The organism is Photobacterium sp. S4TG1 (assembly GCF_036040035.1).
Lineage (GTDB): Bacteria > Pseudomonadota > Gammaproteobacteria > Enterobacterales > Vibrionaceae > Photobacterium.
Map to the genome: position 1 here is coordinate 1 of NZ_JAYXUH010000025.1, position 13,612 is coordinate 13,612.

12 protein-coding genes are annotated in these 13,612 nt (G+C 40.7%); 7 read left to right on the plus strand and 5 right to left on the minus strand.

All coding sequences use genetic code 11. The features are described 5' to 3' along the window. Positions 1-546: 546 nt before the first annotated feature. Both VXS03_RS19080 and VXS03_RS19085 read left to right on the plus strand, forming a co-directional pair. Positions 547-882 (plus strand): DUF1904 domain-containing protein, encoded by a 336-nt coding sequence (locus VXS03_RS19080; protein ID WP_327765412.1) that lies wholly within the window; start codon positions 547-549, stop codon positions 880-882. A gap of 95 nt (positions 883-977) precedes the next feature. Continuing rightward, entirely contained in the window at positions 978-1,844 is an 867-nt protein-coding gene (locus VXS03_RS19085; RefSeq protein WP_327765413.1) for an endonuclease/exonuclease/phosphatase family protein, read from the plus strand. On the opposite strand, the gene VXS03_RS19090 is transcribed toward VXS03_RS19085, so the two are convergent. From VXS03_RS19090 to gloB, 3 genes are all read right to left on the minus strand, one after another. Then, complete coding sequence (locus VXS03_RS19090; protein WP_327765414.1) at positions 1,841-2,530, minus strand: Yip1 family protein; 690 nt, start codon at positions 2,528-2,530, stop codon at positions 1,841-1,843. The two genes, VXS03_RS19085 and VXS03_RS19090, sit on opposite strands and share 4 nt — an antisense overlap. Continuing rightward, entirely contained in the window at positions 2,527-4,083 is a 1,557-nt protein-coding gene (locus tag VXS03_RS19095) for a LysM peptidoglycan-binding domain-containing protein (protein WP_327765415.1), read from the minus strand. Before VXS03_RS19095 ends, VXS03_RS19090 begins: the two co-directional genes overlap by 4 nt. A gap of 71 nt (positions 4,084-4,154) precedes the next feature. After that, a complete protein-coding gene (gene gloB, locus VXS03_RS19100) occupies positions 4,155-4,913 on the minus strand; it encodes a hydroxyacylglutathione hydrolase (protein WP_327765416.1) in 759 nt (252 codons plus the stop codon). A gap of 41 nt (positions 4,914-4,954) precedes the next feature. Here gloB and VXS03_RS19105 point away from each other — a divergent pair, with 41 nt between their 5' ends. Further along, positions 4,955-5,713 (plus strand): class I SAM-dependent methyltransferase, encoded by a 759-nt coding sequence (locus VXS03_RS19105; RefSeq protein WP_327765417.1) that lies wholly within the window; start codon positions 4,955-4,957, stop codon positions 5,711-5,713. An 8-nt stretch (positions 5,714-5,721) separates the two neighbouring features. Here the strand turns inward: VXS03_RS19105 and rnhA are convergent, their stop codons facing one another. Then, a complete protein-coding gene (rnhA, locus tag VXS03_RS19110) occupies positions 5,722-6,186 on the minus strand; it encodes a ribonuclease HI (RefSeq protein ID WP_327765418.1) in 465 nt (154 codons plus the stop codon). Positions 6,187-6,237: 51 nt separating this feature from the next. On the opposite strand from rnhA, the gene dnaQ reads away from it, so the two are divergent. Both dnaQ and VXS03_RS19120 read left to right on the plus strand, forming a co-directional pair. Then, positions 6,238-6,960 carry a DNA polymerase III subunit epsilon gene (gene dnaQ, locus VXS03_RS19115; RefSeq protein ID WP_327765419.1) on the plus strand — a complete coding sequence of 241 codons (723 nt, stop codon included), beginning with the start codon at positions 6,238-6,240 and terminating at the stop codon, positions 6,958-6,960. After that, positions 6,938-8,197 carry a TIGR03503 family protein gene (locus VXS03_RS19120; RefSeq protein WP_327765420.1) on the plus strand — a complete coding sequence of 420 codons (1,260 nt, stop codon included), beginning with the start codon at positions 6,938-6,940 and terminating at the stop codon, positions 8,195-8,197. Before dnaQ ends, VXS03_RS19120 begins: the two co-directional genes overlap by 23 nt. Positions 8,198-8,248: 51 nt before the next feature. On the opposite strand, the gene fadE is transcribed toward VXS03_RS19120, so the two are convergent. Further along, a complete protein-coding gene (fadE, locus tag VXS03_RS19125) occupies positions 8,249-10,702 on the minus strand; it encodes an acyl-CoA dehydrogenase FadE (RefSeq protein ID WP_327765421.1) in 2,454 nt (817 codons plus the stop codon). A gap of 490 nt (positions 10,703-11,192) precedes the next feature. Between fadE and dauA the strand changes: the two genes are divergently transcribed. Both dauA and lpcA read left to right on the plus strand, forming a co-directional pair. Further along, complete coding sequence (dauA, locus tag VXS03_RS19130; RefSeq protein WP_394167702.1) at positions 11,193-12,884, plus strand: C4-dicarboxylic acid transporter DauA; 1,692 nt, start codon at positions 11,193-11,195, stop codon at positions 12,882-12,884. A 101-nt stretch (positions 12,885-12,985) separates the two neighbouring features. Next, the gene (lpcA, locus tag VXS03_RS19135; RefSeq protein WP_061000225.1) at positions 12,986-13,564 is read left to right on the plus strand and encodes a D-sedoheptulose 7-phosphate isomerase; all 579 of its coding nucleotides are present in this window, start codon (positions 12,986-12,988) and stop codon (positions 13,562-13,564) included. Positions 13,565-13,612: the final 48 nt, after the last annotated feature.

Here is a 13,612-nt window from a genome sequence, read left to right on the forward strand (position 1 = left end):
ACGTTTGAATATCGTAACTCCTGCCATCTTCAAGAAAGCCTCGACAGCAATGTCGGGGCTTTTTTACATCAATATAATCTAGGTGTAGCTCCAACTGGCAGAGCAGCGGATTCCGCTATACCGAAAATCAGCGCGTGTTGTGACGTTTGAATATCGTAACTCCTGACATATTAAAGAAAGCCTCGACAGCAATGTCGGGGCTTTTTTACATCAATATAATTTAGGTGTAGCTCCAACTGGCAGAGCAGCGGATTAGTCATACGGAACATCTGCGCGTGTTGGAATTTCCAAAAGATAATTGTTATTAAAGCATTACTAACCGACAACCGTCGTTTTTAGGTCGCTACAATTAAGTGTTACCTTAAATAGTTAAGGTTTATAATTAGTACATTAAGAAGTACTAGATAGTACTCTGAATCTACACTTTATTAGCCATGATGATATTAACGGAGTGTTACGAAGAGAATTTATAATAATAAAAATTCGAGGTTGAACGCTATTAAGTGGTAATGTAGTAGAGTAAATAGTCAATTTTTGGGAGCTTTTATGCCACATCTTCGTTTTCGTGCAATTGCATTTGATACCGTAAAACAACTATCAACAGCATTAGTTGATGGTTTACAACCGTTGATGGAGTGTCCTCGTGAAGATTTTACATTAGAGCATATTCCCGCTTCATTTATCTTTGATGGTGAGGTGTCTGATGCTTATCCATTTATTGAAGTGTTTTGGTTTGATCGTGGTCAAGAGGTTCAAGATAATGTTGCTGCAGTGATTACTGCAGCTATAAGAACAGCGGTTGACGATAAAAATCAAGATGTCGCTGTTATTTTTACCGCACTGACACCTGCAGCTTATTACGATAATGGTCAACATTATTAGGCCACCGCTATTCTTTTCTGATTTTATTCTTTTTAATTTTATGATGACATTAGCCCATTAATCTAATGGGCTAAGTTGTCTATGTAGGCGCTATTATGGCACGCAGAACAAAAACAAAAGTAGTTGCTGGTTTAGGTGTCGTGGCTGGCGCGTTGGGGCTAGGGGCGTTTAACTCATCATTTGATGTAACAATGCAACCGGAGGTGACCAATGAAGTTTTTGCCCCTCACTTTACTTACCACTGTATTGAAAGTGAAATTGCGCCACCGCTAGACAATAATGGTGTATTGACCGTTGCTGTATGGAATATCTATAAGCAACAGCGTCCTAATTGGCGCCAAGCATTAGAAGGGTTTACTCAGAAAAGTGATTTGGTGTTATTGCAAGAGGCGAGTTTAAATACTGATCTGAAAAATTATTTAGATGCGAATCATTGGCAAGTGAGAATGGCAAATGCGTTTCGCTTTCTTGATACACCTGCTGGCGTGATGAATTTATCGCGTGTATCTTCACGTCAAACATGCGCTTATTTGGCGATGGAGCCCTGGCTGCGCTTACCTAAATCAGCATTATTATCGCAATTTACACTATCTGATGGTCAAACGCTGGCAGTGGTTAATCTCCATGGGGTGAATTTTGCCATTGGCTTAAATGAATATCAGCAGCAATTAGACAGTTTAAAAACGGTATTGGAACAGCACCAAGGACCAATTATATTGGCAGGAGATTTTAATACATGGCGTAAAGCGCGGATTAAAGTGGTACGAGCTTTTGCGCATTCATTGGGTCTAAAAGAGGTTCAGTACCATAATGATCAGCGAGTTCGCGTGCTAGGTAAGCCTCTTGATCATCTTTATTATCGTGATTTACAGTTGGTGAAATCAGAAGCACCAAAAACAGATGCTTCTGATCATAGCCCATTGTTAGCGACGTTTAAATTAACTCACTCAGTGATGCATTAAGCTGAAATGATTAGCAAAGGCCATACAATAAGTGTTAACACCCAAGGCAGCACTGCGACAATAATAGCTTTGGCACGATCTAGATCTGTCCATGCACTGACCGCGGCGTAAGTTAGAGCGATATACCATGGTGCTAATAATGGCATGGTCGTTGCGAGTGCAGCCCAGCGATTGTTTAATGGCAATTTTAAAAGACCATTAATACTGTTTAGGTCAGCAGCATTTGGCAGTATATTATTTGTATTAAATACAACATTAATATAGCTCGCAATGTCACCGATAAACGATGGCAACATAATAAAACATGCCGCAGCGAGCCACTTTCCATAGCTATGTTGGTGGCGGCTACTTTTAGTGGCTAATTTTAACCATAACGCCAATACAAAAATCACAGCTGTTCGGCCTGTGATATCACTAAATACTTCACCAGCAAGCAATACTTCTCGCGTTAACCAAGCTTGTTGCGCATTGTCACCAAGATTGCCTAGTTGCGCTTGTATTGTTTGTTGCAGCCATGGCATATCGACATGGTTAAAGTAACTGCCCCACAAAATGAATGAACCAAGAATAATCATTAAATAGGGTAAAATTGCCCATTTCGGTCGTTCATAGATAGCGGCAAAGCATTCTATTGGAGAACGAAAAAGATCGATAATAGCAACAATTGGATTTTTAGATGGCGTCATGCTTTTACCTTACGACGATCAATCACTAACTTGAGTTGTTGACCTTGCTTAATATATTTATTGTTAGCTAGATTATTCCATTTTTTAATCTCAGCAACAGAAACATCATAACGTTGAGCGATAACACTTAAACTATCCCCATTCCGTACTTTGTAATGAATAGTTTTATGGTTAGCGACGGTTTTCTTTGGTGCTGTTATTGCTGATACTTTTAAACGTTGTCCTTGATGTAACACCGCATTTTTACTTAGGCTGTTAAGTTGCTTAAGCTTTGCTACGCTCGTTTTGTGCTTACGAGCAATGTTCCATAAATTATCACCTGACTGCACGACATAATGCTGTGCCTCCACATGGACAGCGGCACGGTGCTGACGATTAACTAATGAAATTGGCGATGCTGGAATCGTCAGTGATTGGCCAATACGAATATTAGTGGTTTTAAGGTTATTCACTTTTTGAATTGCTTTAATACTGCTGTGGTAACGTTTTGCAATTAATCCTAGACTTTCACCAGATTTTACACGGTGATGATGTGTAATCATGCTAGCGTTACGATTTTGTGCTAATTCACGTTTAAAACGACTAACTGTGTTGATCGGTAATAATAGATGATTAAGTCCATTCGGTGCTGTAACACCACGACGGTAAGCAGGGTTAAGATCTTTTAATTCATTGGTGCTGATGCCTGCAAATTCTGCCGCAATAGTAAGATCCATTTGTACGCCAGGTTTTACGATAGCGATAACGGGTTTATTACGGATTGGCTCAATATGGAAACCGTATTTTTTAGGGTGCATGATGATATCAGCAACCGCATACAGTTTTGGAACGTAACTGCTGGTTTCATTCGGTAAATCAAGCGCCCAATAATCAGTGGGTTTACCTGCGGCTTTATTTTTACGAATCGCATTAAATACGCGACCTTCACCAGTGTTATAAGCGGCAAGTGCTTGTTGCCAATTACCATCAAACTTTTTATTTAAGTATTCAAGTAAATTAAGTGCAGCGGTGGTGGATTTAACCACATCACGACGGCCGTCATACCAACTGTTTTGTTTTAAGCCAAAACGGCGGCCAGTGTCAGGGATAATTTGCCATAGACCTGCGGCAGCCATGCTTGAGTATGCATGTGGATCAAATGAGCTTTCAACAATAGGTAACAAAGCTAATTCTAGCGGCATACCACGTTTTTCAACTTGTTCTGTGATGTAGTACAGGAAAGGCTGGGCACGTTGAGCAATAATTTCAAGATTACGCGGGTTCTTTAAATACCAGTTACGGTAATATTGAACACGTTTATTATTAGGAATTTTCGTAGTGATCTGCATCGCAATGCGATCCCATACATCTTGCTGCTGTTGCGGTGTTAAGTGTTCCACAACAGGCTGTGTTTTTTTGATGACAGGAACAATCGGCACTACAGTTTCAACTGGAGTGTTAGTAGGTTGCTCAACGACAGTTTTTTGGTGGTTAGTATCGGCCTGCGTTGTCTCTTTTGTTGTCTGACAACCTGCGATAACAAGCATACTTGCTAAAAGAATTTTGAATTTCATGACAGTCGTTTGTAGCCAAAATGGTTGGTGATAATACTTGCCCAACCACCTTGGTTACAAGGGGAGAAACGTTAAAACTCGTCTTTCCAACGTCGAAGTGCTGCAAATGTCTCAATATCTGAGCTATCGTACGCTTTATCAGCAACTGAGCGTTTAATACTTGGCTGATCACAACGTAAAAATGGGTTAATAAGTTTTTCATTATTAAGGGTGGTAGGTAAGGTGCTTTGGCCATTGGCGCGCAGACGATTCACTTGATCACGGTAACGTTGTAAGTGCGCATTATCTTGTTCTGCAACTAAGGCAAAAGCAAGATTACCTGCGGTATATTCATGAGCACAATAGATGTTGGTTTCATCGGGTAGCGAAGCTATTTTTTGCAATGAATTAAACATTTGTGCTGGTGTACCTTCAAAAATACGACCACAACCCGCTGAGAATAATGTATCGCCACAAAATAGCTTTTCATCACCAACATAAGCAACATGACCTAAAGTGTGTCCTGGTACACTCAGCACCATAAAGCGCTCACCAAAGATATCAACTTGATCGCCATCTTCTACTGGGCGAGTGATACCCGGAATAGGTTCATCATTGGGACCAACGACTTTAGTTGCAGGGAAGCGACGTTTTAACTCACTAATGCCACCGACATGATCATGATGATGGTGAGTGATGAGGATTGCATCTAGAATTAAATTGTCTTTTTCGATTGCCTCAAGAACCGGCGTGGCATCCCCAGGATCAACAACGACACAATGATTGTCTGGGTTTTGAATCAGCCAGATGTAATTGTCTTTAAATGCGGGTATGCTTTTAACAGTTAACATGAATTTTGTCTCCAGCCCTATCAGGTGTTGAGCAGTATCTTATGAAGCCAGCGCGTACAGTAACACACATTGAAGTTCCTTATACATGGTCGAATGTGATCAATGGTGAATGGGTAGCAGAATTATTACAGGCACGACTTGATGAGTGGTGTCCTAAATTATTCGGTTATCACATGTTAAAGCTTGGTGGCCTCAGTGCAGAGCTGACCAGTAGCCATTGTAATATTCAACATCAAATTACTGTTGATAAATTCAGCCCTAAACGAACAATTGTGGCTGATGCTTTAGAATTACCGTTTATTGAAAAATCATTTGATGCATGTTTATTAATGCATCAATTAGATTATGCGGCAGATCCTCATGGCTTATTACGTGAGATCGATCGCGTGATGGTTGACGATGGCTACTTGGTATTAAGTGGTAATAACCCCTTGAGCCTATTAGGATTACGAGGATTATTACCATGGAATCGCCGTCAAGCACCGTGGACGGGTAAGATGTATTTACCGTTTCGAATTAATGATTGGTTACGGTTACTCAATTATGAAGTGGTGTATCAAGAAACATTTGCGATAGTCCCTGCTACTCGGCACCTTGCTTGTGCTGCATGGCTTGAACATGTTCTATCTGAGCCTCTATCTGCCGTCGGTAGTTTATATTTTATCGTGGCACGTAAGCGGACTTGTCCATTAAAGCTGATTAAACCCACCTGGAAATTACGTCGACAATTAGCGCCGCTGCGAATTAATTGTCGAACTCAGGCTGAAAAAACATGCACTAAAACGTCTTCGCGTTCGTAAGTTTAGGTTTAGTTTGGTTGATAACCGTTATCAGCTTGCGTCGGGTTTTCTGCACCCGTACGCGCTAAAACATCACAACGTTCATTTTCTGGGTGTCCTGCATGGCCTTTAACCCAATGCCATTGAACCTGATGGCGCTGAGTTTCTTGATCAAGCTGTTGCCAAAGATCAGCATTTTTGACAGGTTTTTTCTCTGCTGTTTGCCAACCTCTTTTTTTCCAATTATGTATCCATTGCGTAATTCCTTGACGCACATATTGACTGTCAGTGGTAAGATCAACATGGCATGGTTGTTTTAAACTGGCGAGTCCCATAATAGCGGCAAGCAGTTCCATGCGGTTGTTGGTGGTCATTAAATAGCCACCACTAAGCTCTTTTTCGTGTTGTTTGTATCTTAATACTGTGCCATAACCGCCGGGACCAGGATTACCTAAACACGATCCATCGGTGAAAATTTCTACCTGCTTCATCATAGTGGGTAGTTTTGCCTTAGATAAAAACTTAAGTCTGACACATTAACTACTATGAAAGCCACAAACCAACGCATTATTGTATTTGATACAGAAACAACAGGTATGAACATGACCGGCCCTCATTATGAAGGCCACGGTATTGTCGAAATAGGTGCGGTAGAGATCATTAACCGTAAATTAACCGGTAATACGTTCCATGTTTATATCAAGCCGGATCGAAAAATCGATCCAGAAGCGATCGCTGTCCACGGTATTACGGATGAATTTTTACGTGATAAACCTGTGTATGCAGATATCCACCAAGAATTTATTGATTTTATTGATGGCGCTGAATTAGTCGCTCATAACGCATCGTTTGATACCGGTTTTATGGATTATGAATTCCATAAAATGGGCGCGTCAATTGCAAAAATAGAAGATATCTGTCGAGTAACCGATACTCTAGAAATGGCGAAAAGGCTGTTTCCTGGTAAACGAAATAACCTTGATATTTTATGTTCGCGTTATGGTATTGATAACTCACATCGTACGATGCACGGCGCATTACTCGATGCCGAGATTCTAGCTGACGTTTATTTGATGATGACCGGTGGTCAAACATCATTACGTTTAAGCAGTGGTAACGATGACTCTACAACGGAAACTAATATTCGACGTTTGGCTAGTGGTCGAAAAGAGTTAAAGGTTATCCATGCAGCGGCCGATGAACTAACAGCACATCAAGATAGGCTTGATTTGATAGGTAAGAAGGTTGACGTTATTTGGCGTCTTTAGAGGCAGTATGTTGCGGCGATTATGGTTACTTATTTTCTACGTTACGCTCTGTACTTGGATTTCAATATCAAGTGCTTGGGCGCAAACAGAAGCGAGATTAACTTGGCTTGATAATCGCTTTCGCGTTGATCCGGAAATAGAGCAGATAACGTTTGTTGTTACTCGTGATCAACCGAGCCAGTCAGTAATTTTAGTCGCTCCTGATGGGCGTAAATATTATGCTGATCGCCACGCAAAAACGATGTCATGGTATACCGATAAAGGGATGGATATTATTTCAATTACTCATCCGATGGCGGGACCATGGCAAGCCTTGGGTAAAGTGTCTGCAAATAATGGGATTAGGTTTATCTCAAATATTCAGTTACAGGCTGAACCTTTACCCGCACAATTATATCAAACAGAAGTTTTAAAATTTAGTGCGCAATTGACACAGAACAAACAACCATTACTGTTACGTGATTTTTTAGATCGAGTGCAGTTAAAGGTTGTTTTTTACCCACTGACATCCGTGTTACCTGAACAATCGAATGAGTCTGCACCGACGGTGGTGGGACAATTTGCGGATGATGGTCGGCAGTATGATGAAGTTGCAGGTGATGGTATTTTTACCGTAGCACTTAATGTGAATGTTGAACCGGGCAAATATCGTGTTGAAATAGCATCAAGCAATGGAGTGTTTAAACGTGCTATTGAACAAACAGTGCTCATTTATCCAGCCCCCATCACTACCTCATTTGTACAAAGTCATCAACTATTAACATCGCATATCGTCAATATTGATGCGAAAACTGATCAAACGCTTGCAGGTTCATTGGCTGCTTATTTGGTCGTTAAACAACCTCAGAAAAAGCCAATCATTATTCAACAAAGTACCGGTCTTCAACAGTCGCACTTAGCACTCTCATGGGCTAATGATGCACAAATAGGTAAGGCGTGGTGGCGAGGGTGGGTTTATGTGACTGATTCGTTGACTCAACGAGAGTTAGTGTTTCGTTTATCTCAGCACAACTATACTCAAGTTGCTGCTGCCTCTGTTGATTTGAGTGCATCTTTGGCTCAGCAACAGGCAAAAAAACAGTTAATTGTTCATAATGAACAGCAACAGCAACAGCAACAGCAACGGTTATTGTGGGTTGTCGTAACTAATATTGTCATTGTTATCAGTGCAATGGTGGTGTTATTGATTTGGCGACGTAAACGAACCATTCATTCTGATTTAATTGTGCCTAAATAAGCCTGTGATGCTCAGAGACTTTTACCCCTGAGCATCATAGTTATGAGCTATTTAAGCTGCATTGTGAATTGAGAGTGTTGCTTGAGATGGATTAATCGCTAATTGTGCTGGGTCAAAGTCATCAACATTAATGGTGTCTAATCGTCCGGCTTCTGCTTGATGAAGTAATTGTGCTTCCTCGGTGGTGATCACGCCAAGTTCTAATCCTATGGCTGCAACCTTACCTAATTGCATGAACGGTAGCGGTGTTTTTGCTGCTTGACAAACACGATCATAAATTGGTTCAGCTGCGAGAATATCAACGAGAGCAACTTCCATCATTCCAACGGCATTGTTTGTTGTTGCTTCTAAAAATTGACCGCGACCAATACGATCTCGTGTTGCTGATGGTGTTTGAATTAAACGAGCTAGTTGGTGATCTAAGTCATCACTGGGTTGGCGACGACATAATCCTGTTGGTAACATGATAAACCGCAATCCTCGAGCAATGACTTTATTGGGAAAATTCGCTAAAAAATGATCAATAGCGACCTCTGCCTGATAAAGTGCATCCTGTAAGCCCCAATGTACTAAGGCGATATCTTCAGCCTGTCGGCCTTCATCAGCATAGCGTTTCAATGTGGCTGAGGCTAAGTATAATTGGCTTAATACATCCCCAAGACGGGCGGATAAACGCTCTTTACGTTTAAGTGATCCCCCCAGGGTTGCCATTGAGATATCGGCTAATAATGCAAGGTTAGCACTGTAGCGATTCATTTGTTGATAATAGCGAGAGGTTACATCTTTGTGGGGAGCTGATGAGCCTCGACCATCGGTTAAACCTAACCAGAAGCTGCGAGTGATATTACTTAACACAAACCCAATATGATTAAAGACTGCTTTATCAAATTGATTAAGTGCTTGTTGTTGATCGTCAATATAAGCAGCATTAATTTCGTTAAGCACATAAGGGTGGCAACGAATTGCTCCTTGACCAAAAATAATCATTGAGCGGGTTAATATATTGGCGCCTTCAACGGTAACCGCGATTGGGGCTCCTTGATAATTTCGTGCCAGGAAGTTGCTTGGCCCCATACAAATCCCTTTACCCCCGACGATGTCCATCGCATCAATGATGCTCTTTTGGCTACGGTGAGTACAATGGTATTTAACGATGGCTGAAATTACGGCAGGTTTTTCACCTAAATCGATACCAGCAACGGTTAATGTTGTCGCGGCATCAAGCACATAAGCATTACCGACGATTCGAGCCAGAGGCTCTTCAATACCTTCCATTTTACCGATAGGCAATTTAAATTGGCGACGAATACGAGCATAAGCTCCGGTTGCCATTGCCGCTGTTTTTAAACCGCCAGTGGTGTTTGATGGTAGGGTAATTCCTCGACCTATAGATAAACATTCAACTAACATTTTCCACCCTTGACCAGCCATTGTTTGACCGCCAATAATGAAATCAATGGGCACAAAAATTTTATTACCTTGTGTGGGGCCGTTTTGAAAAGGAATATTTAACGGAAAATGACGGCGGCCAATTTTAATGCCATCAATATCGGTTGGAATTAAGGCACACGTAATACCAATATCTTCTTTATCACCAAGCAGATGATCGGGATCGAATAGTTTAAATGCTAAGCCTAATACAGTGGCTACGGGGGCTAAGGTGATGTAGCGCTTGTTCCATGTCAGTTCCATTCCGAGAATTTCTTCACCTTGCCATATCCCTTTTTTGACGATACCAAAATCAGGAATAGAACCTGCGTCAGATCCCGCTTCTGGACTAGTCAGAGCAAAGCAAGGAATTTCATCACCCGCAGCTAGGCGTGGTAAATAATAATCTTTTTGTGCTTTAGTACCATAGTGTTGCAATAACTCTCCGGGGCCTAAAGAGTTTGGTACTCCAACCGTTGAAGATAAGACCGATGAGACGCCTGTTAATTTTTGTAATACCAATGATTGCGCATAAGCTGAAAATTCTAACCCGCCGTAATGCTTTTTAATGATCATTGCAAAAAATTTATGTTGTTTAAGTTGTTGCCATACTTCAGGTGGCAGATCGGCAAGATCATGAGTGATATGAAAATCATTCACCATGCGGCAAATGTCATTTACAGGACCATCTAAAAAGTCTTGTTCTGCAGGAGTAAGGGCTGGAGGTTGAATAGCATGTAGTTTGTTCCAGTCAGGGTTTCCACTAAAAAGATCGGCTTCCCACCACACTGTACCGGCATCAATCGCTTCTTTTTCAGTCTGTGACATTTGAGGCATAACATTTTTAAAATACTGAAGTGCTGATTGAGTGAATAACTTTTTACGTAATATGGCTACATTTAGGGGTAAGGCAATGACGGTAAACGTTAACCAGCTAATAATTCCTGTAACATTTATAAGGGTTCCTAGTACCAACAATCCAGCAATGATAGCGGTAAAAATTGGGCGAGATATACGGTGATAGGCGAGGGCGCCAAGCACACAGATAAAGCTAATTAAATATATAAATGTCAGCATAGCAATTCTCCGTAATCATATAGCAGCACAGTGTATTGCACTTGGAAAAGGCCGATTATTCAAATGTCTTTTTAGCACAATATTACGTGATGTTTTTTTAGAGTATGGCAGCCTTAAAAAATAAGATAAGAGGTCTAACCACTTATAATTAATTGTAAGTTATTTTTTAAATAAATGTAAAATATTTTATTGGGCAATCAATCAAGAATGATATTGTAAAAAACAGTAATACTGCGGTTTTACTCGCATTGATCGAGATCATTGGTGATTTTATTTTCACTTGCGAATTATTAGTGAAGCGTTAACATATAGCACTATTGTGATACTGTTCACGTTATTACAACTGTGTATTTTTTATGCAAGTAATAAGTGAGCGGTATTTCCGTTTGTTGCCTTTCCCGATTTCCGACTGACAGTTGCCCGCCGGACCCTCTTTCGGGTTGACATCAATGCCTATTTTTTTATGTGCAATAAGCACAGGGGTTTTGTTGTGTTGATTTTTCAAGCTCTCTCTCAAACGTGGAAACAGGGATATTCCATTTCCAAGCTTCGTGCCGATTTAGTATCTGGTATTACTGTTGGTATCGTGGCTATTCCGTTAGGTATGGCATTAGCAATCGCAGTTGGTGTTCCTCCCCAACATGGTTTGTATACTGTTATCGTGGCTGGTTTTTTAGCTGCGTTATTAGGCGGCTCACGTTTTAATATTACTGGTCCTACTGCGGCGTTTGTGGTTATTTTATTACCAATAACGCAGAAATACGGTTTATCAGGCTTAATGCTTGCGACAATGATGTCTGGGGTTATTTTGTTACTGATGGGTATTTTTCGGTTAGGGCAATTGGTGGCGTATGTCCCTTACCCTGTGACGACCGGTTTTACTGCAGGTATTGGCTTTGTTATTGCGTTTTTACAGCTGAAAGATCTGTTGGGCTTACATGTACTTGGCAGTCCGATTCATTTCCCTGAAAAGGTAATGGCCTACTCACATGCCATTTCTACCATTAATTATGCCGATGCACTGGTCGGTATTATTACCATTATGACCTTTATTGGTTGGGCTAAACTGAAAACCCGAATTCCACCTCATTTAGTTTCTTTATTTGTGGGTACAGTTTTAGCACTGGCTTTAAATCACTTTAGCCTTGAGCATGTGACATTGCTTGGTGAGAAATTTAGCTACACCATTGGCAATATTATTGGTCATGGTATTCCTCAAGAAGCACCACAATTTTTACCATTATGGCAATCAGATACCTTCAATTGGGCAACAGTTATTGAATTGATGCCATCAGCACTAACAATTGCAATGTTAGGCTGTATTGAATCTTTATTGTGTGCTGTTGTTGCTGACGGTATGACCAGTACTAAACACAATCCTAATGCAGAATTGGTTGGTCAAGGCATTGCAAATATGATCGTACCTTTCTTTGGTGGTATTCCTGCTACGGCGGCAATTGCACGTACGGCAACCAATATTCGTTCAGGTGCTTTCTCGCCAATTTCAGGCATTATTCATGCTCTGTTTGTATTAGCAGCAATGATAGTCTTAGCGCCTGCGTTATCTTACGTACCTATGAGTGCTTTAGCGGGTTTGCTTATCATGGTCGCGTGGAATATGTCAGAAGCTCCACACTTTGTGCACACTTTAAAAGTGGCACCGCGTCGTGATGTTGCTGTTTTAATGACTTGTTTTATTCTAACCGTTGCATTTGATATGGTGGTTGCGGTAATTGTTGGCTTATTATTAGCTGGCGTGCTGTTTATTCAACGTATTGCGAGCTTAACAACCGTTACTATTACCCATGATAAACATCCGCACCTGAACTTTGGTGACGATGTGGTGGTATATGACATCAATGGGCCGTTATTCTTTGCTGCAAGTGAAAAAGCTTTCTCTGTGATTGAACATGCAACAATGGAAACTCGTGCCGTTGTGCTTGATTTTAGCGATGTATCGACAATTGATATTACCGCGATTCATGCCTTTGAATTAGCACTAGATCGGTTATCCGCTTTACCTGTATATTTGCTAGGAGTATTACCGCATGTTGAACGTAAATTGGAGCATGCAGGAGTATTTGAACTAACAAATCTTCATTTAGTACACTCAATTACGCAATTACAGCAAACTTTAGTGGTTAATTCCGACATCACACCAGATCAAGAGTCGACACTGTAAGTTATTTGTATGTAAACTGCGATTAACGATGTATTACAGCATCAAGCGAGCATATTGCTCGCTTGATTTGTATTTAATGGAAAACATTGAGAGAGCAATTTATGTATAAAGATCTGATCCGCAGCGAATTGACTGATGCCGCTGACGTCCTTAACCGTTTTTTAAATGATGACAAAAACTTGGCTGATATTGAAGCAGCAGCTAAATTGTTAGCTGATTCATTCAAGCAAGGTGGTAAAGTATTGTCATGCGGAAATGGTGGTTCTCATTGTGATGCGATGCATTTTGCAGAAGAGCTAACTGGTCGTTATCGTGATGACCGTCCAGGTTATCCTGGAATTGCAATTTCAGATCCGAGTCATCTATCTTGCGTAAGTAATGATTTTGGTTATGAATATGTATTTTCTCGCTATTTAGAAGCGGTTGGCGCTAAAGGAGATGTGTTGTTTGGTTTATCAACTTCCGGTAACTCTGCCAATATCCTTAAAGCCATTGAAGCGGCACAAGCTAAGGGAATGAAAACCATCGCCCTAACGGGTAAAGATGGTGGTAAAATGGCAGGACTTGCTGATGTTGAAATTCGAGTTCCACATTTTGGCTATGCCGATCGTATTCAAGAAATTCATATTAAAATTATTCATATTTTAATTATGTTAGTTGAAAAAGAAATGGAAAAATAATCGTCGATAGAATGTTAATGAATCAAACTAGAACAGCGATTATTGATT

What these genes read in the sequence shown, in the direction of transcription:
- fadE (WP_327765421.1), bottom strand. Translation starts at nt 10,702, where the DNA reads ATGCTGACATTTATATATTTAATTAGCTTTATCTGTGTGCTTGGCGCC.
- VXS03_RS19080 (WP_327765412.1), top strand. Translation starts at nt 547, where the DNA reads ATGCCACATCTTCGTTTTCGTGCAATTGCATTTGATACCGTAAAACAA.
- rnhA (WP_327765418.1), bottom strand. Translation starts at nt 6,186, where the DNA reads ATGATGAAGCAGGTAGAAATTTTCACCGATGGATCGTGTTTAGGTAAT.
- VXS03_RS19095 (WP_327765415.1), bottom strand. Translation starts at nt 4,083, where the DNA reads ATGAAATTCAAAATTCTTTTAGCAAGTATGCTTGTTATCGCAGGTTGT.
- VXS03_RS19090 (WP_327765414.1), bottom strand. Translation starts at nt 2,530, where the DNA reads ATGACGCCATCTAAAAATCCAATTGTTGCTATTATCGATCTTTTTCGT.
- VXS03_RS19085 (WP_327765413.1), top strand. Translation starts at nt 978, where the DNA reads ATGGCACGCAGAACAAAAACAAAAGTAGTTGCTGGTTTAGGTGTCGTG.
- dnaQ (WP_327765419.1), top strand. Translation starts at nt 6,238, where the DNA reads ATGAAAGCCACAAACCAACGCATTATTGTATTTGATACAGAAACAACA.
- lpcA (WP_061000225.1), top strand. Translation starts at nt 12,986, where the DNA reads ATGTATAAAGATCTGATCCGCAGCGAATTGACTGATGCCGCTGACGTC.
- gloB (WP_327765416.1), bottom strand. Translation starts at nt 4,913, where the DNA reads ATGTTAACTGTTAAAAGCATACCCGCATTTAAAGACAATTACATCTGG.
- VXS03_RS19105 (WP_327765417.1), top strand. Translation starts at nt 4,955, where the DNA reads ATGAAGCCAGCGCGTACAGTAACACACATTGAAGTTCCTTATACATGG.